This window comes from Paraburkholderia sp. EG286B, from assembly GCF_040965655.1.
Lineage (GTDB): Bacteria > Pseudomonadota > Gammaproteobacteria > Burkholderiales > Burkholderiaceae > Paraburkholderia.
In genome coordinates this window covers 420,758-441,785 of sequence record NZ_JBFRCF010000001.1, presented here as the reverse complement: position 1 = coordinate 441,785, position 21,028 = coordinate 420,758, and the positions used below count along the sequence as shown (strand labels likewise).

At 66.6% G+C, this 21,028-nt stretch carries 21 protein-coding genes; 2 read left to right on the top strand and 19 right to left on the bottom strand.

Annotated elements, in window-relative coordinates; genetic code table 11:
- Positions 1–16 precede the first annotated feature (16 nt).
- The 8 genes from AB4Y42_RS01975 to AB4Y42_RS01940 all read right to left on the bottom strand — a co-directional run bounded on the left by AB4Y42_RS01975 (position 17) and on the right by AB4Y42_RS01940 (position 7,568).
- Positions 17–1,030 carry an Ldh family oxidoreductase gene (locus AB4Y42_RS01975; RefSeq protein WP_368693214.1) on the bottom strand — a complete coding sequence of 338 codons (1,014 nt, stop codon included), beginning with the start codon at positions 1,028–1,030 and terminating at the stop codon, positions 17–19.
- A 94-nt stretch (positions 1,031–1,124) separates the two neighbouring features.
- Positions 1,125–2,039: a dihydrodipicolinate synthase family protein gene (locus AB4Y42_RS01970; RefSeq protein WP_368688155.1), complete on the bottom strand. Its 915-nt coding sequence runs from the start codon at positions 2,037–2,039 to the stop codon at positions 1,125–1,127.
- A 172-nt stretch (positions 2,040–2,211) separates the two neighbouring features.
- Complete coding sequence (locus AB4Y42_RS01965; protein ID WP_368688156.1) at positions 2,212–2,994, bottom strand: helix-turn-helix domain-containing protein; 783 nt, start codon at positions 2,992–2,994, stop codon at positions 2,212–2,214.
- A gap of 89 nt (positions 2,995–3,083) precedes the next feature.
- Positions 3,084–4,352, bottom strand: coding sequence for an FAD-dependent oxidoreductase (locus AB4Y42_RS01960; protein ID WP_368693213.1), 1,269 nt, complete (start codon positions 4,350–4,352; stop codon positions 3,084–3,086).
- Positions 4,349–4,624 (bottom strand): 2Fe-2S iron-sulfur cluster-binding protein, encoded by a 276-nt coding sequence (locus AB4Y42_RS01955; RefSeq protein ID WP_368688158.1) that lies wholly within the window; start codon positions 4,622–4,624, stop codon positions 4,349–4,351. The genes AB4Y42_RS01960 and AB4Y42_RS01955 overlap by 4 nt, the downstream gene beginning before the upstream one ends.
- Entirely contained in the window at positions 4,617–5,774 is a 1,158-nt protein-coding gene (locus AB4Y42_RS01950; protein WP_368688409.1) for an NAD(P)/FAD-dependent oxidoreductase, read from the bottom strand. The genes AB4Y42_RS01955 and AB4Y42_RS01950 overlap by 8 nt, the downstream gene beginning before the upstream one ends.
- Positions 5,774–6,733 (bottom strand): 4-hydroxyproline epimerase, encoded by a 960-nt coding sequence (locus tag AB4Y42_RS01945; RefSeq protein WP_368688410.1) that lies wholly within the window; start codon positions 6,731–6,733, stop codon positions 5,774–5,776. The genes AB4Y42_RS01950 and AB4Y42_RS01945 overlap by 1 nt, the downstream gene beginning before the upstream one ends.
- Positions 6,734–6,851: 118 nt before the next feature.
- Positions 6,852–7,568 (bottom strand): TetR family transcriptional regulator, encoded by a 717-nt coding sequence (locus AB4Y42_RS01940; RefSeq protein WP_368693212.1) that lies wholly within the window; start codon positions 7,566–7,568, stop codon positions 6,852–6,854.
- A 64-nt stretch (positions 7,569–7,632) separates the two neighbouring features.
- Between AB4Y42_RS01940 and shc the strand changes: the two genes are divergently transcribed.
- Positions 7,633–9,669, top strand: coding sequence for a squalene--hopene cyclase (shc, locus tag AB4Y42_RS01935; protein ID WP_368693211.1), 2,037 nt, complete (start codon positions 7,633–7,635; stop codon positions 9,667–9,669).
- A 36-nt stretch (positions 9,670–9,705) separates the two neighbouring features.
- Here shc and AB4Y42_RS01930 read toward each other — a convergent pair whose 3' ends face one another.
- The 10 genes from AB4Y42_RS01930 to AB4Y42_RS01885 form a co-directional block, all read right to left on the bottom strand.
- Positions 9,706–11,385, bottom strand: a complete 1,680-nt coding sequence (locus AB4Y42_RS01930; protein WP_368693210.1) for a purple acid phosphatase family protein — start codon at positions 11,383–11,385, stop codon at positions 9,706–9,708.
- A gap of 203 nt (positions 11,386–11,588) precedes the next feature.
- Positions 11,589–12,761, bottom strand: coding sequence for a porin (locus AB4Y42_RS01925; protein ID WP_368693209.1), 1,173 nt, complete (start codon positions 12,759–12,761; stop codon positions 11,589–11,591).
- A gap of 257 nt (positions 12,762–13,018) precedes the next feature.
- A complete protein-coding gene (locus AB4Y42_RS01920; protein WP_028203043.1) occupies positions 13,019–13,195 on the bottom strand; it encodes a DUF1328 family protein in 177 nt (58 codons plus the stop codon).
- A 236-nt stretch (positions 13,196–13,431) separates the two neighbouring features.
- Positions 13,432–13,728, bottom strand: coding sequence for a YciI family protein (locus AB4Y42_RS01915; RefSeq protein WP_368688163.1), 297 nt, complete (start codon positions 13,726–13,728; stop codon positions 13,432–13,434).
- A 12-nt stretch (positions 13,729–13,740) separates the two neighbouring features.
- The gene (gene catC / locus AB4Y42_RS01910) at positions 13,741–14,025 is read right to left on the bottom strand and encodes a muconolactone Delta-isomerase (protein WP_069266126.1); all 285 of its coding nucleotides are present in this window, start codon (positions 14,023–14,025) and stop codon (positions 13,741–13,743) included.
- Positions 14,026–14,077: 52 nt separating this feature from the next.
- On the bottom strand, positions 14,078–15,409 hold the full coding sequence (locus AB4Y42_RS01905; protein ID WP_368693208.1) for a short-chain fatty acid transporter: 1,332 nt from the start codon (positions 15,407–15,409) through the stop codon (positions 14,078–14,080).
- A 68-nt stretch (positions 15,410–15,477) separates the two neighbouring features.
- Positions 15,478–16,458 carry a 3-hydroxyacyl-CoA dehydrogenase gene (locus tag AB4Y42_RS01900; protein ID WP_368688164.1) on the bottom strand — a complete coding sequence of 327 codons (981 nt, stop codon included), beginning with the start codon at positions 16,456–16,458 and terminating at the stop codon, positions 15,478–15,480.
- 2 nt (positions 16,459–16,460) lie between these two features.
- Complete coding sequence (locus tag AB4Y42_RS01895; protein ID WP_368693207.1) at positions 16,461–17,162, bottom strand: SDR family oxidoreductase; 702 nt, start codon at positions 17,160–17,162, stop codon at positions 16,461–16,463.
- Positions 17,163–17,207: 45 nt separating this feature from the next.
- Positions 17,208–18,260 carry a cyclase family protein gene (locus AB4Y42_RS01890; protein ID WP_368693206.1) on the bottom strand — a complete coding sequence of 351 codons (1,053 nt, stop codon included), beginning with the start codon at positions 18,258–18,260 and terminating at the stop codon, positions 17,208–17,210.
- Between the two features lie 73 nt (positions 18,261–18,333).
- Positions 18,334–19,077 carry an IclR family transcriptional regulator gene (locus AB4Y42_RS01885; RefSeq protein WP_368688167.1) on the bottom strand — a complete coding sequence of 248 codons (744 nt, stop codon included), beginning with the start codon at positions 19,075–19,077 and terminating at the stop codon, positions 18,334–18,336.
- Between the two features lie 167 nt (positions 19,078–19,244).
- On the opposite strand from AB4Y42_RS01885, the gene AB4Y42_RS01880 reads away from it, so the two are divergent.
- Positions 19,245–20,030, top strand: coding sequence for a DinB family protein (locus AB4Y42_RS01880; RefSeq protein WP_368693205.1), 786 nt, complete (start codon positions 19,245–19,247; stop codon positions 20,028–20,030).
- Here AB4Y42_RS01880 and AB4Y42_RS01875 read toward each other — a convergent pair.
- Positions 20,027–20,992: a LysR family transcriptional regulator gene (locus AB4Y42_RS01875; RefSeq protein WP_069266119.1), complete on the bottom strand. Its 966-nt coding sequence runs from the start codon at positions 20,990–20,992 to the stop codon at positions 20,027–20,029. The genes AB4Y42_RS01880 and AB4Y42_RS01875 overlap by 4 nt on opposite strands.
- Positions 20,993–21,028 lie beyond the last annotated feature (36 nt).

Sequence of the window (21,028 nt, the reverse complement as noted above, 5' to 3'; positions counted from 1 at the left end):
AAAGGGAGCCTGGCAATCAGTCGAGGAGTTTCAGCACGTCGTCATAAAGTGTGCGCGGCACCGTCACGCCATCGCGTTCGCTGCGCTCGCGCGCCTCGAAACGGCGCTGCGACGGCAAGCGCGCGCCCTGGTCGGTGATGGCGGCGAACAGCCGCTCGGCGCGCGCCTGGCCGGCTGCGTAACCGTCGCCGCCAAAGCGCCGGGGATCGATGGCGATGACGAGTTCGCCATGGCAAGGGCTCGCGCCCGCGCCACCGTCGAAGGCCTGCGACTCCATGCTCGTGAGGTCGCCGATCAGCGCGCCCGCGAGCAGCTCGATCATGGCCGCGAGCGCCGAGCCCTTGTGGCCGCCGAACGTCTGCATCGCGCCGTCCAGCGCGGCGCGCGCGTCGGTGGTGGGCTGGCCGTCGCGGTCGAGCGCCCAATGCGGCGGAATGGGCTTGCCCTCGCGCGCGTGGAGTTCGATGTCGCCGCGCGCAATCGCGCTCGTGGCGAAGTCGAACACGAACGGCAGGCCGCCTTCGCGCGGCCACGCGAACGCGAGCGGATTCGTGCCGAACACGCCGCGCGTGCCGCCGGCCGGCGCGACCCAGCTATGGCTCGGATTCGTGACGATGCCTACGAGCCCTTGCGCCGCGATGGCTTCGACCTCGGGCCACAGCGCCGAAAAATGAAAGCAATGATTGATGGCCATCGCCGCGATGCCCTGGCTGCGCGCTTTCTGCGCGAGCACGGGCAGGCCGGTTTCGAAGGCGAGCAGCGAAAAGCCATAGTGCGCGTCCACGGCCAGCACGCCGGGCGCGATATCGCGCAGCGTGGGCTCGGCGCGCGCATCGACCTTGCCGCTCTGAAGCGAACGTGCGCAGACGAGCAGGCGATAGATGCCATGCGAATGGCATTCGTCGCGCTGGCCGTGCGTGATGACGCGCGCGATCGCATCGGCGTGCGCCTCGGACATGCCGTGCCGCAGCAGCACGTTGCGCGAGAGCGTGAAGACTTCGTCGAGCGTGAGGACGATGGTGGCGGACATGGCATCCCGTGTAAAAAGACAAACCGGGCCAACGTGGCCCGGTTTCGGTGATTCGAATGAAGATTGGGAGAGAGGCGCGCTGAATGCGTAACGCTTACAGACCGACGTCCGGCAGGGCGGGGCGCGTGGCGAGCGCCTTCTCGACCACGGCCTTCACATGCGCGAGCGCTTCGCCTTCGAGCGGCAGGCGCGGCGGACGCGTGACCGCGCTGCCGCGGCCCACCAGTTCCTCGCACAGCTTGATGCATTGCACGAGGTCCGGGCGCGCGTCGAGGTGCAGCAGCGGCATGAACCAGCGGTACAGCGCGAGCGCTTCGTCAAAGCGCTTTTGCCTGGCGAGGCGGAACAGCGTTTCGCCTTCTTTCGGGAACACGTTCGACATGCCCGAGACCCAGCCTTGCGCGCCCACCGCGACGCTCTCGACCACCACGTCGTCGAGGCCCGCGAACAGCACGAAGCGGTCGCCCACGGCGTTGCGCAGATCGATGAAGCGGCGCGTATCGCCCGACGAATCCTTGAAGCAGACGATATTTTCGCAATCCTGAAGAGCGATCAGGATGTCGGGCGTCACGTCGTTCTTGTAGATCGGCGGATTGTTGTAGACCATCACCGGCACGTCGGTGCTGGACGCCACGGCGCGAAAATGCGCGGCCGTTTCGTGCGGCTTCGAGGAATACACGAGCGCCGGCATGACCATCACGCCGTCCACGCCCACGCGCGCCGCTTCTTTCACGGTTTGACGCGCGAACTCCGTGGTGAATTCGGCGATGCCCGCGATCACCGGCACCTTGCCGCCTGCCGCGTCGCGCGCGGCCTCGATCACCGCAATCTTTTCATGCGTCGCGAGCGAGGTGTTCTCGCCGACGGTGCCGCACACCACGAGGCCCGACACGCCGTCCTTGACGAGATTGCTCACCACCCGGTGCGTGGCGTCGATATCGACCGAGAAGTCCGCCTTGAACTGCGTGCTGACGGCGGGAAACACCCCGCTCCACTGGATAGCGCTCACTGTGACTCACTCCTTGAATGCGTAGCGGCTCGCGCCGGTACCTGTTGAATATGAGTGAAGTATCGCTGTCCAGATGGTTTGACGCTTGGGGCCTTTCGCGCCTCAAAAAGACGAAATCTGCATAGTCCAGCGCTTTCTTAAAGCAGTCCAGGGACAACCCTGGGCGCGAGGCTCAAGCGCCGGACGTCTGCGCGCTTGCGGGCGTTTGCAGCAGCGCGCGGTACTGGCTCGGCGTGACGCCCACCGTGGCCTTGAATTGCCGCGTGAACGCGCTGTGATCGTTATAACCGCACTGCGTGGCGATGTCGGTGATGCTCAGGTCGCTCGCGAGCAGCACCGAGGCCGCGTCCAGACGCGTTTTCAGCAGCATCTGGCGGGGCGTGAGGTGAAAGATCTTGTGGAAGTAGCGCTCGATCTGCGCCACCGACATGTTGATGAGCTTCGCCAGGTGCGCGAGCTTGAGCGGTTGCGCATAGTTGTCCTGGATGTACTTCGCGGCGACCGCGAGCCGCTGGTAAGCGGGATGCGTGCCTTCGGCCGCCTGCAGATCGCGCGAAATGCCCGCCACGCCCAGCACGCGGCCGCGCGCGTCGTGCAGCGGGACTTTCGAGGTGAGACACCAGCCCGGCTGCCGGCCCGGATACAGATGCAGTTCGAGCTGGTCGATGAGACTGCTGTCGAGCCGCACCACGGCCTGGTCCTGCGCGGTATAGCTGTGGCCGAAGCGCGAGGGAAAGACCTGCTCGGCTGTCTTGCCGAGCAGCGCGCGCTTCTCCTTGAAGCCGCAGCGCGCGGCGAGCGTGGTGTTGGCGATCACGTAGCGCGCCTCGTGATCCTTCACGAAGAACACCACGTCGGGCATGGCGTCGAACAGCGGTTCGAGCATGGTGAAATGCGCGACCATCTGCGCAAACGTGGCGTTATCGAGGGCGGCGGGCAGGACCAGTTCGGGCATCGCGAGGCGCCTGGGGCGGGATCGGCGGAAAATACCATTGTGCCGATTTGCGCACGCGCGCGCATCTGCAACAAAAAACGGCTGTGGCGCTATTGCGCCGTTTCTGCGTGCAGCAAGGTGTCGATGCGCGCCGGCGAGAACGGCGGGCGCTGGCCGTTTTGCGGCCAGCCGAAGCAGAACGCCGCCGCTTCGCCGCAAATCTTGCCCTGGCAGGGGCCCATGCCGCAGCGCGTCTGCAGCTTGGCGTCGCGCCACGACGCGTGGCGCGCAACGTCGCGATACGCGACGTCCTCGCAACGGCAGAACACAGTGTCGGGCTGCGGCAGCGTCCGCAACGCGGGGGCGAGTTCGAACGCTGCGTGCAGGCGCATGGCGAAACGGCGGTATCGCTCGCGTTCGGTGGACAGGCGCCGGGCGTTCGCGAGGTCGCCGAGCGCGGCGTACGCGGCGATGCGTCCTTCCACTGCTGCGAGTTCCATGCCGCCCACGCCCGTGCATTCGCCGGCCGCGTAAATGGCTTCGGCGGAGGTCTGTTGCCACTCGTTCACGGCGATGGCGGGAGAGCCCGCATGGGTTTCGAGGCGGCAATCCAGCGCCGCGCCGAGGCCCGTATTCGGCACGAGGCCATAGGCGCACGCGATCCGGTCGCAATCGACCAGCACGTCGTCGTTGCCGCGCCGCACGCGCGCCTGGGTCACGCGCGTCGTGCCGATGGCTTCGGCAACGTAGGCATCGCACCAGTAAGGCGTGGCGCGCAAGTCGAAGCGCATGCGCAGCGCCTGCACGAGCTTCGCGGGAGTATGGACGAGGCCTGCCGCGAAGCGACGCACCGCCTGGGGCGGCGCCTGCTCAACGATCGCGGCGATCGTTGCGCCATGCTGGCGCGCGGTCACGGCGGCGGCCCACAGCAGCGGCCCGCTGCCCGCGATGACGATGCGTTCGCCGCGCACGGGCATGCCGCCCATGATGAGCGCCTGCAAGCCGCCCGCGCCCGTGACGCCCGGCAAGGTCCAGCCGGGATAGGGCAGGAAGCGCTCGCGCGCGCCCGAGGCGACGATGAGCTTGCCGTAAGCGAGCGTGAGCGCACGGTCGGGGCTCTCGGCGAGCAGTTGCCGCGCGGGCAGCGCCTGCACGATGCGGGTTGCGCTCAGCAGCGTGACGTTGGTGCGTGCGGCGAGGGCGTCGAGCACGATGCGCGCGGGGCCAGTGGCGCGATGACCGGGACCCTGACGCCAGATCTGGCCGCCGGGCAGGGCATTGTCGTCGACGATGCCGACGCTCGCGCCCGCCTCGGCGGCGATGCGCGCGGCGTTCAATCCGGCCGGTCCGGCGCCGATGATCAGGATATCGAACTTCATGGTGCCGCATTCCCGGTGACGACCTTCATGCCCGCGACGCAAACCGTCTGGCAGGCAAGCCGATGCGGCACGCCGTCGATGGTGACGCGGCATTCCTGGCAGATGCCCATGCCGCACAACGGCCCGCGCAGCGTGCCGCTCACCGAGCGCCGCGTGACGGGCGCCGCATGTTCCGCATGTGCGGCAATGGCGATGGCGGCGGCAACCGAGCTGCCCGGCGCGACGCCCACCTTGCGCCCGTCGATCGTCAACGTCGTATTGGCTTCAGGCATGCACGGCCCCCTGGTCAGCGAAGCGCGCGGGGAGATAGGGCGTCGCGTCGATCTCGGCGGCGCGTTCGAGCATTTGCGCAGCAATCAGCTTCGCGGTGCCGAGCGCCGTGGTGACGCCGAGGCCCTCGTGTCCGGTGGCGAGCCACGTGGACGGATGGCTGTCGTCGTCGGCGAACGAGGCCGCGGGGCCGATCAGCGGCATGCCGTCGCTCGATGCCGGGCGAAAGCCCGTCCATGCGCGAATCGCGTTGAGGGCGGGCAGTTGCGGCAGATATTCGGCGGCGCGGCGCAGCATGCGCGCGAGGATCGCCGGCTCGACGGCGGGGTCGGTAGTGTCGAACTGGCGCGACGAGCCGATCAGCAATTGCCCGGTCGGCCGCGGCTGCACGTTGAACGCCACCGAGGTGCCGCTCGCGTTGTGCGCGCTCTTGATGTAGCCGAGTTCGAGAATCTGATGGCGAATCGTGCCGGGATAGCGGTCGGTAATGAGCAGGTGTCCCTTCTTCGCCTGGAGCGGCAGGCGCGGCAGCAAATCGAGCGCCGCCAGGCCGTTCGCGATCAAGACTGCGCCCGCGCCGACGACCTCGCCATCGGCGAAGTGCACGCCCGCGCGATCGATACGTGCGACCTGCGTTTGCGTGCGGCAGGTCAAGCGGCCGCTAACGGGCTGCTCGAGCAGCCATGCGGCTACGGCCGGCGCGTAAACCACGGCGTCGTTGTCGACGATCATGCCGCCCACGAGGCCCTTGCGCAGCCCCGGCTCCGCTTCGCGCAACTGGCGCGCGTCCAGCATCGAGCACGCCACGCCCTGGCGTTGCAGCGCCTGCTGACGCGTCTGCGCGAGCGCCAGTTCTTCTTCGTCGGCGGCGACCCAGAGCGTGCCGCAGCGCAGGAACGCATGGCGCGCGTCGAGACGCGGCGCCAGCGCGTGCCACAGCGCCAGCGACCACGCGCTCAGCGCGAATTCGGCGGGCGTGTCGTCCATCACGACGAGGTGGCCCATGCCGGCGGCCGTCACGCCGCCGCCTATGCCGGCGCGCTCGATGACGAGCACGTTCAGGCCCTGCGCCGCGAGTTCGTGCGCGCAAGCCGCGCCCACGATGCCTGCGCCGATCACGACGACATCGTATTGACCGCTCGACCCTTGCATCACGCGGGAATGCCCCACGCGAACGGATCGTCATCGGAGAAAATCAGTTTGGACTCCGCGCTGATATGCGCGCTGCCGCGTATGCTCGGGCGAATATGCCCGGCGGGGAGTTCGGGCGTGATTTCATAGCAGGCTTCGAACACGCTGCCGATGATGCTTTCCTGGCGCCACTGCGCGCCGGGCGCGAGCTTGCCGTCCGCGGCGAGGCACGCGACCTTCGCGCTCGTGCCGGTGCCGCACGGCGAACGGTCATAGGCCTTGCCGGGACACAGCACGAAATTGCGGCTGTCGATGCCCGCGACGTCCGGGTGCGCGAACAGTTCGATATGGTCGATCGGCGCGCCGTCCGCGCCGGTAATGCCGTTCGCCTCGAGCGCCTGGCGCATGGCCCACGTGGCTTCGGTGAGCGCTTCGACGTTGCGCGCTTCGAGCGTCAGGTTGTGGTCGGCGACGAGGAAGAACCAGTTGCCGCCCCAGGCGATATCGCCGTGTACGCGGCCGTAGCCGGGCACGTCGAGCGGCACGGCCTGTCGGTAGCGATACGCCGGCACGTTGCGCACGGTGACGCTGCCGTCGGCGTGCAGTTCGGCTTCGACGTTGCCGACCGGCGTTTCGATGCGATGCACGCCGGGCGCGATGCGCCCGAGATGCGCGAGCGAGGCGATGAGGCCGATGGTGCCGTGCCCGCACATGCCGAGAAAGCCGACGTTGTTGAAGAAGATCACGCCCGCGGAACAGGACGGATCATGCGGCTCGCATAGCAACGCGCCGACCATCACGTCGGAGCCGCGCGGCTCGTTGACGACGCCCGCGCGCACGCGGTCGAAGTCGCGACGGAATACGGCGAGGCGTTCGGCGAGCGGGCCGCGGCCCAGCTCGGGGCCGCCGGCGATCACGAGGCGCGTGGGCTCGCCGCCCGTGTGGGAGTCGATAACGGTCAGGGTTTTCATGGCGACAATCGTAGGTCGCGCCATTTTGGCCGTCTTGCTCGAACGACCCATGCGCGGTGACGATTTCGGCATAGTGCGCCGGGCGTGAATGCGCGGCGCTCCGGGGGAACCCTGGCGCGTGCTTTCTTCAGTCTTTCACGAGCGCCAGTTGCTCCAGCTGTCGCACGACTTCGGCGCGCAGGCGCGGCGGCATGTTCTGGTAGCCGAGCAGGTCGGAGATCCACAGGCCGTCCGCCGCGAGCCGGCAGATCATGAGCCGCGCGGCGGCTTCGAGCGGCAGCGGGTCGGGGCGCGTCCACTTGCGCATGGGCGCGGCGTAGCGCTCGCGAATCGCGGGGTCCGTCATCATCGCGGCCACCAGCACGCGCAGCACGTTGGTGCTGGCGGCAGGGCTCGTTTCGTCGAGCGTGGTGTGCAGGTAGGCGCGCGCGGCGGCGCCGTGTTTCGGCGCGCCCTGCGCCACGCCTTCGTCGATGCGCGTGTGCATCTGCTGCTCGAAGCGCGTGAGCGTCTGCTCGAAGAGGGCATCGAGCAAGCCCTGCTTGTTGGCGAAGTGATACTGCAGCGCGCCCTTGGTCACGCCCGCGCGTTCGGCCACGGCATCGAGCGTCACGGCGGGCACGCCTTGATCGGTGGCGATATCGGAAGCCGCTTGCAGCAACTGCGCGCGCACCTGGACCGGGGCTTTCTTGCGGCGCGTGCCGGCGGCGGGCGCCGCGTCCTTGCGTGGGGAACGGGACTTCGGGGCCGGAGAGGCCGGTGGAGCCGAGGGGGCCACTGCGTCAGCCGCCTTCGCGCTGCACCTTGTCGCGCGCGCGGGCGCCTTGACGGAGGAGTCTTTCATGGCGGCGATCATACCATTGCAGGCGTCGCTGCTAAACATTCCGTACGGATGGTATGATCCGCCGATGAAAAATTCCAACCCGCCTTTTACCGCCTCTGCAGCCGCCATGGCGACGCTCGACGCCTCGATCGTTCGCGGCCGCGAGGCGCTCGTGCGAGAGCAGGACGCCGATGGAAGCTGGTGCTTCGAACTCGAATCGGACGCTACGATCACCGCCGAATACATCCTCATGATGCATTTCATGGGCAAGATCGACGTGGTGCGTCAGGAGAAGATGGCGCGCTATCTGCGCGCGATCCAGCGTTTGCAAACGCACGGCGCATGGGACCTCTACGTGGATGGCGCGCCCGATGTCTCGTGCAGCGTGAAGGCGTACTTCGCGCTGAAGGCGGCGGGGGATTCGGCGAATGCGCCACACATGGTGCGTGCGCGGGAGACCATTCTGAAGCTCGGCGGCGCGGCGAAGTCCAACGTGTTTACGCGCATTCTGCTCGCCACCTTCGGTCAGGTGCCATGGCGCGCCACGCCGTTCATGCCGATCGAATTCGTGCTGTTCCCCAGGTGGGTGCCCATTTCGATGTACAAGGTCGCCTACTGGGCGCGCACGACCATGGTGCCACTGCTCGCGCTCTGTTCGCTGAAGGCGCGCGCGGCCAATCCGCATGACGTGTCGATCGCCGAACTGTTCGTGACGCCCCCCGACGAGGAGCGCGAATACTTTGCGCGCGGCAAGGGCATCCGGCGGTTCTTTCTCGCGGCTGACCGCGCGCTGCGCCATCTCGAGCCGCTGCTGCCGCGCGCGCTGCGCCAACGTGCCATGAAGCACGCCGAGGCCTGGTGCGCCGAGCGCATGAACGGCGAGGACGGCATGGGCGGCATCTTTCCGCCAATCGTCTACAGCTACCAGATGATGCAGGTGCTTGGGTATCCTGAGGATCATCCGTTGCGCCGCGATTGCGAGAATGCGCTGGAAAAGCTGCTCGTCGAGCGCCCGGACGGCAGCGTGTATTGCCAGCCGTGTCTCTCGCCGGTGTGGGACACGGCGTGGAGCACGATGGCGCTCGAGCAGGCGCGCACGGTCGCGCCCGCCGATCCGGCGTCGGCCGCGATCAGCGACACGGAACTGCAGCAGCGCATTGCGCGCGCGTACGACTGGATTGCCGAGCGCCAGGTGGAGGACGTGCGCGGCGACTGGATCGAGAACGCGCAGCCCGACACGCCGGTTGGCGGCTGGGCCTTTCAGTACGAGAACCCGTACTATCCCGACATCGACGATACGGCCGTGGTCGCCGCCATGCTCCATCGGCGCGGCCTTGGGGAGGCGCGCAAAACGGGCGTGGACCCGTATGCGGCGCGCGTCGCGCGCGCGCTCGACTGGATGCGCGGCCTGCAATCGCGCAACGGCGGCTTCGGAGCCTTCGACGCCGATTGCGACCGTCTCTATCTGAACGCGATCCCCTTCGCGGATCACGGCGCCTTGCTCGACCCGCCTACCGAAGACGTGTCGGGCCGCGTGCTGCTGTGCTTCGGCGTGACGGGCCGCGAGGAGGACAAGGCCGCGCTCGCGCGCGCCATTCAGTACGTGAAGGCCACCCAGCGCGCCGACGGCAGCTGGTGGGGCCGCTGGGGCACCAACTACATCTACGGCACGTGGAGCGTGCTGGCGGGTCTCGCGCTCGCGGGCGAAGACCCAAATCAGCCGTACATCGCACGCGCGCTCGCCTGGCTGCGCGCACGCCAGCATGCCGATGGCGGCTGGGGCGAGACCAACGACAGCTATCTCGACCCGCGTCTTGCCGGCACCAACGGCGGCGAAAGCGCGTCGAACTTCACCGCATGGGCGCTGCTCGCGCAAATGGCCTTCGGCGACTGGGAATCCGAGTCGGTGCGGCGCGGCGTGGCGTATCTGCTATCCGTGCAGCAGGAAGACGGATTCTGGTGGCATCGCTCGCACAATGCGCCGGGGTTCCCGCGCATTTACTACCTCAAGTATCACGGGTACACGGCCTATTTCCCGCTGTGGGCGCTGTCGCGTTACCGGCGGCTCGCGGGCGGTGCGGTCGCGGTGCGGGAAGCGGAAGAAGCCGCGCTCGCAGTCTGAATGCGAAACGGGGCGAAAGCGCCCCGCGCGGTTCGCTTAGCGTGACTTCGCCAGCGTAATCGTTTCGAACAACTCATAATTGCCGGTCGGCGTTTGATCCGCACCGGGCGCGTGATAGTAGTTCATCGTGATCGTCGTCTTGCCGCCGTGCGAGCCGGGATCGACGTCGAACACCGCAATGCCGTAGCCCGTGCCCGTATCGCGCTGCGCCGACCAGATCGCGTCTTCGAGCGCATCCGCCGTGGGGCGTGCGAACGTGCCCGCGGTCGTGCCCGCCACCGGGTGGTTGGGCTTCGTGAACACCTGGGCCTGCGGATTGCCGTTGCCGGCGTCCACGCCATACACGTCGAGCGGCGCGCTCGTGCCGCCGCCGCCGAGGATCAGGTGGATCGTGCCGTGGCTCGTGTCGAAGGTGTTGCCCGTGCCTTGGGCGTGCGTGACGGGACGCGGCTGAAGCGTGTCGACGCTCGCGCCGGTCTTCGCATCGACGCCCGCGTGATGATTGCAGCCGCGCACCGGGTAGCTGCGCTCGTAGTCGTGATCGTGGCCGCACACCACGAGGTCCACGCCATAGCGGTCGAAGAGGGGCAGCCACGCTTCGCGTATGCCCTTGTCCGAGCCGTTGCCAGTCTTCGACGAACTGAGCGCGTCCTGGTGCATCTGCACCACGATCCAGTCGATATCGTCGTCCTCTCTTGCCAGCTTCAGGGTTTGCTCTAACCAGCGCGTCTGCACGCCGTTGCTGTAGCCGCGCACGTAGAACGACGTGCCCGGCTGAACCGGCGCGTTGCCCGTGCTCGCCGCGGGCACGAGCGGCGACGGGCCGGCCACGAACGCGGCGGCGTCCTGGTAGACCACGTCGTCGGCGTCGAGCGAGACGAACAGCACGTTGCTCACGCGGAAGCTGTACCAGCGGCCCGAAAACTGCGTGCCGTTATGCGGCAGCGTATAGCGCGTGAGATACGAATTCAGACCCTGCGGGCCGTTGTAGAACTCGATCTCGTGATTGCCGGGGCAAGGCATCCACGGACGATTCGCGGACGACGTCTGATTGTTGTTGCCGAAGTCGCGCCACACGTCGGTCTGGTGCGCGGGATTCAGGTTCGCGTAGCAGAGGTCGCCATTGAGCAGATGAAAGAGCGGCTGGAAGCGCTCCACGGCCTCGACGGCGAAGCGGCTTTGCGGCGACGACAGCACCCAGCCCGTGTTCGGCGTGGCGAGGTCGCCGTAGCTCGTGAAGCGGAACTTGGCGCGCCCGCGCGGCGCCGTGGTGAAGCTCGACGAAAACGGGCTGCCCGCGTGGCTGTCGTTATCGGCGGTGACTTCATAGCGGTAGGTGGTGGCCGGGTCCAGCCCATGCAGCCGCGCGTGATACGTGAAGACGACGACGCCGGTGAGCCCGTCGGTATAGGTGCGTTGAATGGCGTGCACCGTCTCGCGTTTGCCGCGATCGGCGCTGTAGATCACGCGCGGATTCGTGGAGGAGGCGAGCGATGCCCACGAAACGACGACTTCGCGTGTCGGGTCTTCGCCCCAGGTGAGGTGGATCTGCTCGGGCGTGCCGTCGGGTGTGGCGGCGTCGGCTTTCGCACTGCCCGCGAAAGCGCCGGCCGCGCTCGCGAAGCCGGAAGCGCCGGCAAGCTTGAGGAAGCCGCGGCGCGAGACACTGGCGCCGCTTTCGGTGGATGCATTCTCGGGGATGTCTTTATTCGTCATGTCGTCTCGCCTCGGGAGCAGAAGGCGAAGCCTGCGCTGGCGGACTTGCATGACTGACGCGCGCGGGCGCAAGCATCGCAGGGTGAGTGTCTGCGCAACGATGGCGCGCTTGCATGACCTGGCGATGACACTGCCCTTATTTTACGCAGCACGACGGGCCGCGCTTGGATCGCGCGGCCCTCGCCTAGCCGTTAAGCATGGGCTTAGAACTTCAGGCGCATGCCTGCCGCGACGACCGCCTGCGTATTGCTGGACGAAGCCGCGAGGTTGTAGATCGACGCATTGCCGAGCACCGGAATCCCTTGCGCGCCCGAAACGCGCTGATAGACGCCTTCCAGATACACGTCGGTGCGGCGGCTCAGCGCGTAGTCGGCTTGCAGCATGAACTGGTTCCAGTGCGGCGACGCGTTGCCCTCCGCACGGCTGACCGACCCGTCCGTATACGTATAGGTGCCGCCCAGGCTCAGTTGCGGCGTGAGCGCGTAACGCCCGTTCACTTCGAAGTTATTGAACGTCAGGTAGTCGGCGTCGAACGCATTGAGCGAGCCGCCCTGGGCGATCTGCGTGGGCTCGGCGACCATCGTGCGCGTGAACACGAGGCCCACCTTCGCCGGCCCGATCGTATAGCTGCCGCCCGCACCGAGCGTGCGCGTGCGTGCCGCCACGAACATCGGATCGTTGTCGGTGCCGCTGCCGGCGCTCAGCGCGCCGTTGGTGGTCGAACCGGGCTCGTTGCCCTGGAAGTACGCCACGGCCAGGTCGATCGGGCCGCCGTTCCACGAAGCGCCCATCGTGTAGGCGTTATTGTTCGCGAAGCCGCCGCCCTGGTTGCTGAACGCGTAGGCGCCTTCCACCTGGAAGCCCGCGTAGGTTGCGCTGCGGAACTTGACGGCGTTGTTCATGCGCACGTCGTTGTTGAGGTTGTCGTTGTCGAACGGGTGCATCGCGATATTGCCGCCGAAGCCGGAGCCCGTGGCCGACATGGGCGCGACCATGTCCACGAGCGCGTCGTACTGGCGCCCGAGCGTGAGGGTGCCGTACTGGTCGCTGGAGAGACCCAGCCACGCCTGCCGGCCGAACAGATAACCGCCGTTGGAGCCCTTGCCGTTGACGACCGAGAAACCGTTCTCGAGGTCGAAGATCGCCTTGAGGCCGCCGCCCAGGTCTTCCGTGCCACGCAGGCCCCAGCGGCTCGTGCTCACGTTGCCGGACTGCATGCCCCACGTCGTGCCATGATCCGTGGGCGACTTCTGATTGCTGACGTAGTCGAGGCCCGCATCGACCGTGCCGTAGAGCGTCACGCTGCTTTGTGCGTGAGCGCTCGTGCAGGCGGCGGCCGCCGCGAGCGCGAGGAGATTCAACAACGCTTTTTTCATTTCGGTTCCGTTGAGAAGGAGAATGCTTCGTGTGTGGCGGAACCGGAAATTTAGGCGAGGGCGATTACGCGAACGTGTCGAAAATGGCCCCTAAAATGAAACTTCGTTCAGGTTCTTGATACGTTCGGTTCATGGGAAAATCGCGTCGCCATATTTTGTTGATAAGTCAACCATAGATGCCACGGCTTCCCGTGCGCGGGTGCGGCTTGATGGGGCCCAAGGCAGCGCCGGCGCCCCGGGCGTCGTTCGCGCTTCGGTCAATCGACGATCTTCTTCGTCACCACGAGCGCGATCACGAGGAACACCACGCACAGCACCACAAAGATAAAGAACAGGATCTTCGCAATCGCGGCCGCGCCGGCCGCAATCCCCGTGAAGCCAAACAGGGCCGCGATCACGGCGATCACGGCAAAGAACAGGGCCATTTTTAGCATGATCGGTTTCCTCCTCGCGTGAAGGCGCCGCCACATGGGCCGCGCTGCTCGATGGACGACAGCGCACCTGTCCAGCAATCGATGTGCCCGGCGGGGGCGCCCAACCGGGCGGGAAGGAAAAACGGCCCGGCGTGCGGAGGCACACGCCGGGCCAACACGGCGCCGCACAGGGGAGCACGGCGCCGTCGAGGGTCGAAAACGAACTGAATGGTCGCGCGACTGCAGGCGCGTAGCGCTTACAGGAAGGACGTCCCGTCGATATAGGCCTTGCGCCAGCGCACGATCTTCACGCTCTCGAACAGGCCGACGTGCGTGAACGGATCCTGCGCGATGAAGCGTTCGGCTTCCTCGCGGGTTTCGAGGTCGACGATATAGATGCCGCCGCCTGCGCTGCTGCCGTCGTCGTTGAGCTTCGCGCCGCAGGCCAGCAACAGGGCCTTGTTTTGCGCGAGAAACGCCAGATGCGCATCGCGCTCGCGTGTCCGCACTTCGGCGTGACCGGGCTTGTCGAACGTTTCGATCAGAAAAGGCATGGCGCGTTCCTCTCAGTTGGGCACGATGGCCGACGGATGCTGGGCGAGCGGCGTCACGCTGATCTTCAGGAACGGGAAGAGCGGCAACGCGGTAAGCAGCGTATGGAGTTCGTCGTTCGATTCGACATCGAACACGCTGTAATTCGCGTATTCGCCGGCCACGCGCCACAGGTGGCGCCACTTGCCTTCTCGTTGCAGCTTCTGCGAAAACGCTTTTTCCTCGGCCTTGAGGGCGTCGGCGAAGGCGGCGTCGGTGCCGTGCGGAATCTGCACCTGCATGTGCACGAGAAACAGCATGGATAGTCTCCGGTGAGGATGGGGTTCAGTAAGGGGCGCCGATAAGAGCCAATCAGCCCCAGGCGAGAATCGCAACCGAATACACGATGCCGATCCAGAACATCATGATGACCGTGTAGCCCATGATGTCCTTGAGCTTGAGCTTCGAAAGCGCGAGGGCGGGCAAGATCCAGAACGGCTGCACGAGGTCGTTCCAGGCATTGCCGAGCATCACGGCCGTGGAGGTATGGCCCACGGAGGCGCCGATGGTCTTCGCCGCTTCGATCATGAACGGTCCCTGGATGACCCAGTGGCCGCCGCCCGAAGGCGCGAAGAAGTTGATGACGAACGAGCTGATCAAGCCCCAGAACGGCAGCGTGGCCGGCGTCGCGATCTTCACGAAGGCTTCGGAAAACGTATTGACGAGACCCGAAGACGCCATGATCGCCATGATGCCCGCGTAGAACGGGTACTGCAGAATGATGCCGCTGATCGTGCGAATGCCTTCGTTGAGTTTCTCAACATAGCGGATCGGCGTGCCGAGCAGCAGGATGCCGAGGAACAGGATGAAGAAGTTGATGAGGTTCAGGTCGATCGAGCCGCCCTGCACGAAGTGCAGCGCGACATAGCCCATGCCGATCAGGCCGATCACGTAGCTCAGCAGACGGCTGTTGTTCAGGCGGTTGGCGAGCGTGTTGCCTTCGTCGAGATCCACGCCGAGCGCCGCGGCCTTCTGCTGCTTTTCTTCCTGGGCGCGGTCGATTTCCTTGATCGGCTGACCGGGCTTGGGGTGCAGCCATGCGTTCAGCAGCGGCAGCGTGATGAGGGTCACGAGGCTCGTGATGAGCATGGTGGGCGAGAAGATCGTTTCGGAGAGCGGAATGACGCCCATTTGCCCTTCGAGTGGATGGCCCTTGGTGGAGATCAGCACGGGAATGCTGGCCGAAAGCCCGAGGCCGTAGAGCGTAAAGCCGCTATACGCCGAAGCGATGATGAGCGGGTAGTGCACGCCTTTCACACGCAGCGCGAGCTTGCGCGCGACGATGCCGCCCACCACGAGGCCGAAGCCCCAGTTCAGATAGCTGCCGATGCCGCCCACCAGCGTGGCGACGACGATCGCCATGCGCGGATCGTTCACGCGCGCCACCAGGCGGTTCAGAAAGCGGTCGGTGAGCGGGGCGGTCGCGAGCACGTAGCCCATCGCGAGAATCACCGCCATTTGCGTGGTGAACGCGAGCAGCGCCCAGAAGCCCTTGCCCCAGCTCGTGGTGAGCGCCGTGACGGCTTGTCCCTGCACGATCACGGCAAGGGCCATGGTCAGCAAGGTGAGGCCGATCGCGAACACGAACGGATCGGGCAAATACCGGCGCATCAGCTCGGTAAAGAAAGCGGTGACTTTCTGCATGGAAGTGTCTCTATTTGAATCGTAGTAGTTGTCGGGTCTCTTCGGCTCTCGGCGCGCGTTGGACGCGCTTATGAGTCGTCGTGGCTTTGGGTCTTGCGATGGCGGGCGAGATGCATGAGCTGGCGGTCGCGCCAGCCCACACGCTCGTCCCATTGATCGAGCGGCAGCGCCGCGCGCCTCGCCGCCTCGACCTGGGCGACGAGTTCGGGCGTCCACGGGTCGTGCTGGCCGCGTTCGGCGCCCATGCGTGCGTACGAAGGGCCCATCTTCTGCGCATGCGAGGCGATGCCGCCGCGTGTGTTCAGATCGACGGTCTCGAATGGGCCGATCACCGACCAGCGCGGGCCGAGGCCTTCGCGCATCACGGTGTCGATGTCTTCCACCGACGCCACGCCGTCGCGCACGAGGCAATACGCTTCGCGCAGCACGGCGCCTTGCAGGCGGTTGAAGATGAAGCCTTCCACTTCGTGCTTCACGCGCACGGGCTTCATTCCCGCTTCGGCGTAGAGCGCGATTGCGCGCGCGGCCGCCGCTTCGGACGTGAACGGTGCGGGCACGACCTCGATCACGGGCACGAGGTAGGGCGGGTTGCCGGGATGGGCGACGAGGCAGCGCGCGCGACCGGGCAGCGTAGCGTCGACGAATTTCGAGGCCGCGAGAAACGACGAAGCGCTCGCGAGAATCGCTTCGGGCGGCGCGGCGCGGTCGAGCTGCGCGAAGAGCTCGCGCTTGAGTTCGGCGCGCTCGGGTGCGCATTCCTGCACGAGATCGGTTTGCGCCACGGCGGCTTCGAGCGTCTCGACGATCGTGACGCGCGCGGCGATTGCCTGCGCGCTTTCGTCGAGCAGGGCGTATTGCGTGAGATCGTCGAGACGCAGCGCAATCTCTGCACGCGCCGCGGCGCGGCGTGCGACGTCGGGATCGTAGAGGCGCACGCGCCAGCCGGCCCGCGCAAAGCAGATCGCGAACGCCACGCCGATGCTGCCCGCGCCGATAATGCCGGCGCGTCGTGGTTCGCAGGCTTGCACAGGCGTTTGGGGAGCCGCCATCGTCAAACTCCCGCGACGCCGACGGTCATGCCGCCGCACACGTAGAGCACCTGGCCGGTCACGAAGCCGCTGCGCGCGTCGAGCAGATACGAGGCCGCGTGCGCGACATCGTCGGGCGTGCCTACGCGCTTGACGGGCACGGCGTTGATGATCGCTTCGGTGCGCGGCGCGCCGGGCGGGTTGGCGCGGTCGAACAGTTCGGTGCGGATCGGACCCGGGCCAATGGCATTCGCGGTCACGCCGAGTGCGCCGAGTTCGAGCGCCCATACGCGCGTCATGCCGATCAACGCGGCCTTGGTGGCCGAATAGGCCGTACGCAGCTCTTTACCGAGCGCGGCGCGCGACGACATGTTGACGATGCGCCCGAAGCCCGCGGCCTTCATGCCGGGCAACAGCGCCTGCATGCACTGCTGCGCGCAGCGCACGTTCAGCGACCATGCGCGTTCGAGTTCTTCGAGCGACTGGTGCTCGGCGTCGTTGGGCAGGACCACGCCCACGTTGTTGATGAGGCGCGTGATCGGGCCGCCTTTGAGCGCGCGGGCGAGCGCGGCTGCCGTGGCCTCGATGTCGGAGAGATCGGCGATGATGCCGTCGCCCACGCGGTCGATCACAACGGCCTCGTAGCCGTCGGCCTCGCAGCGCGCGGCGCAGGCGGCGCCGATGCCGGCAGCGCCGCCGGTAATCAAGACTCTTTCTTTAGCCATGTCTTTCGGGAATACGGATAAAACAGAGGAAAGCGAAGCAGTTCGTCAAACCGTGGCGACAGGCGTGACGGGCGAGCCCATGGCGCCCGGCAGCCGCAGCGGCGGCGCGGTGAGCATGAAGCGCGAGCGCTGGTGCTCGCGCAGCCACTGGGCGAGATCGCGCAAGTACCAGAGCTCGCCCAGCGGCAGGCCGAGCTTGAACAGGCAGTGGTGATGCAGCGGCATGAGCGGGTGATCGCCGGGTGTGGCGGGCGCGCGCGCGGGATAGCGTTCGACGGCGTAGTTGTCGGCGGCGAGCGCCGCGATGCCCGAATCGGTGATCCATTGCAGCAGGCGCTCGTCGCGCCCGTCGAGTGCGCTGCAGTGGCTCGACAACACGGCTTCGTCGGGCTGGCGGTTCATTTCGAGCACCATCTCCGCGAAGCCGGTGCGCAGCACGAGCATGTCGCCGCGCTCGACTTCCACGCCGTCGGCCTCGATCACGCGCATCAGGTCGTCGTAGCCCACGGTGCGAAACTCACGGCCAAAATGCGCGGCGAAATCGATCAGCACGCCGCGGCCTTGCATGCCCTTCACGGCAAGATGCTCGATGCCGAGCACATCGGCATGGCTATGCTCGCCGCCGCACGCGTGAGGCGCGAAGTTGTCGTCCGCGCGATATTCCATCGGGCCGACCACGTCCACGTTAGCGCGATAGCCGTTGTAGTAGACGCTCTCGGCCACGCCGTCGCCGTTGGCGTCGAAGCGTGCGCCCACGTGCGCGAGCGAATCCCACTGCGTGGAGTACTGGAGCGAGAGCAGCACCTGATCGTCGCTCACCACGTCGGTCGCACCCGCTTCGTTGCGAGCGAACGGGAAGTTCACATAGGGCAGGCCGTCGCGGAAGGTGGGACGCAGCACCGGCGGATGGCGGCGCACGTTGAGCTTGCTGTCGCCGGGAAAGTCGAGCGGCAGCGAAAGGGTGAACGTGAGACCCGCGCGAATTTCCTGCGCGCCCTTGAGCACCTGCTCGGCGCCAATGAGATTGGGGCGCCCCAATTGATCGTCGGGACCGAAGTCGCCCCAGTTCGAGCCTTCCGGCCGGTTCTTCCAACGCATGCTTGACCCTCCACTTCAGGAATTTCGCGCTACGCGCCTCGCTGCATTCAGCGCCCGAGGCGCTCGATGTGCCTCACGCGGCCAGCAGCGTTGGCGGAATTTGCGCGTACACCTCGAGCAGCGCCTTCACGGCGTGCTGCTCGTTCTTGAGAAGACGCGCCTTGGGCGCGCCGATGACGAGCGCAAACGCCTCGCCATGAATCAGGAAACCGCGCGCGAGGCCGGCTACGTCCTCCACGCTCTCGCCCGTCGAGCGATGCCAGCCGTCCGTCACGCCCTGCTCGACGTCGCGCTCGAACGCACCGCGGTCGATCACCGCGCCGTTGGCCGAGTGCAGCTGCGGCTCGCAGCTGTCGAGCAGTTTGCGGCGCGCGGCCGGGGCGAGCGCGCCGAGCAGCGCCTTGCCCGCGGCGCTCGCAATCGTCATGAAGCCGCCCGGCTCGTCGCTGTAGCGGATCTTCTGGCGCGACTCCATGACGTCGAGATAGACCACGCGGTTGCCCGCAAGCGTGGCGAGCGCGGCGGTTTCGCCGGTCGCGTCGCGCAACGCCGAAAGCAGCGGCTGAAACATCAGCGTGAGCGGGTCCTCGCTGCAGATGTCGCGCGCCACGTGCAAGAGACGCTGCGTGGGGTAGTAGCCCGCCTTCACGCCCGGCGCGTACAGATAGCCTTTGGCCACCATCGTCTGCAACAGCGCGTGGCAGCTCGACAGCGGGATCTCGGTTCGACGCGCAATCTCGCTGTAGATCATCGGTTGCCGGACTTCGGCAAAGAGGTTGATCACGTCGAAGACGCGCACTGCAGTTTTCACATCCATGAGAGTATTATCGGCATACCGATAACCAGCTGACAATACGATTACGGGTAAACACCTAAATCGTCGCAGCGATCGAGCCTGCGCCCGTTTGCGTTCAAGCACTTGCGTCTTCGCGTTTTGTAACGTATCGTTTTGATACGTTATGATTCGAGCCGTTAGGAGGCAACGTGCATTCACGCTTCGACCGTTTCAAGGCGACGCCGCTCGCCAGCCAGCTGGAAGCCTTGATCGACGCGCCTGGGCGCTATGTGGAGTACGCGGTGCTCTCGCGCGTCGGCGTGGCGGCGATTGCCGCCGTGGCCGAGGAGATCGCGCAGAAGTTTCCGGAAATCGGCGCAGACACCACAGCGCGCCAGTACTGCGGCGCGCTGGTTGCCGAGGTGATGCGCCGCCACGGCCACGAAGTCGCGCAGGCGCGCGGCCGCGTGAGCGGGGCACTGTTCAGCTATGGCGCCGTGTTCAGCGCGCAGCCGGTCGTCTTGCCGTTCGAAGCGGTGATCGAAGCGCTCGCAACCATGCCGGAACGCTTCGAGGCGCTCGTCAAGCGCGTGCCCACGAACCAATGGGGGCGCCGGCCAGGCGGCACGGGCTTCTCGTTGCTCGAACACGCATGCCATTTGCGCGATCTCGACGCCGTTTTCGCCGAGCGCTTCAGCGTCGTACGCAAGGCTCAGCTGCCGGAAATCGCATCGGTGGACGGCACGGCGATCGCGGAAGAACGCGAATACATGAAGCAGGATCTCGCCGCCGCGATGGGCGAATTCAGCGAAGGGCGGCGCCGTCTTTGCACCTCGCTCAAACGTCTCACGCCCGAGCAGCGCTTGCGCTGCGGGCTGCGCGACGGCGTGCGGCGCATGACGCTGGAAGAACTCGTGCGCGAGCTGCTCGACCACGACCGTACGCACGGCCTGGAGCTGGAAGAGCTGGAAAGCGAGCTGCAGGAAGCGGCTTAACCCCGCGCCTTCTCCGCCTCCTGATACAGCTCGCGCAGCGACTGCCCGAAAGTGGCGTCGACATCGCGCAGCACGCCCGCGCGCGTGAACATCGCCACCGGCGGCAGCGTCCAGTCGAGCGTGTACGGCACGATCGCCACGCCCGCGAAGTGCACGAGTTCCTCGGCAATATCGGCGGGCACGATCGACACGGCGTTCTCGTTCGTGCTGATCATCTCGCCGATCAGCCGCGACGTGTAGCTCTCCACGATCGGCACGGGCGGCGCCACGCCCGCATGCAGGAAGAGGTCGGAAATCTGCTCGCGGATGGGCGTGTGTGGCGCGCCCAGGATCCAGTCCAGTTCGACCAGCTTTTCCCAGTCGAGCTTGCCGCGCGCGAGCCGCGCCGCGAGCCGGCGGCTGGCAATGAGCCGCGGCTTTTGCTGATGCAGCACCTCGAAACGCAACTGCGAGACGTCAACGGCCGAGGACGCTCGCCCGATCACGATATCGAGCGTATGGTCGCGCAGCTGCGGCAGGAGCGCGTCGCTCGTGCCTTCGTGAATCGTCATGGTCACGCGTTGCGGCAGCCGCGACTGCGTGAGGCGAATGGCGGCGGCGAGCGTGCGTCCCGAGATGAACGGAATCACGCCCACGTGCACGCGCGTGGCGTGGCCGGCCACCACGGCTTCGATGTCGCGCGCGAGGTGGTCGAGGTCGTGCAGCATGGCCTGGGCGCGTGCGAGCACCACGTTGCCGAGCGCCGTGGGCGTCATGCCGCGCGGCGTACGGTCAAACAGCGGCGCGCCGAACATGCTCTCCATTTCAGCCAGCGCGTTGGTGACGGCGGGCTGGCTCGTCGCCATGTGTTCCGCCACGCGCGTGAGCGAGCCGTGCTGGCGGATCTGCAGGAGCAGGACCAGATGGCGCATTTTCAGGCGCGTATTCAACCGCCTCGTCACGTCGTCAATGCTGAAAGACACGATTCCCCAGGGTATTACCAAAAAATGATGGCCCCA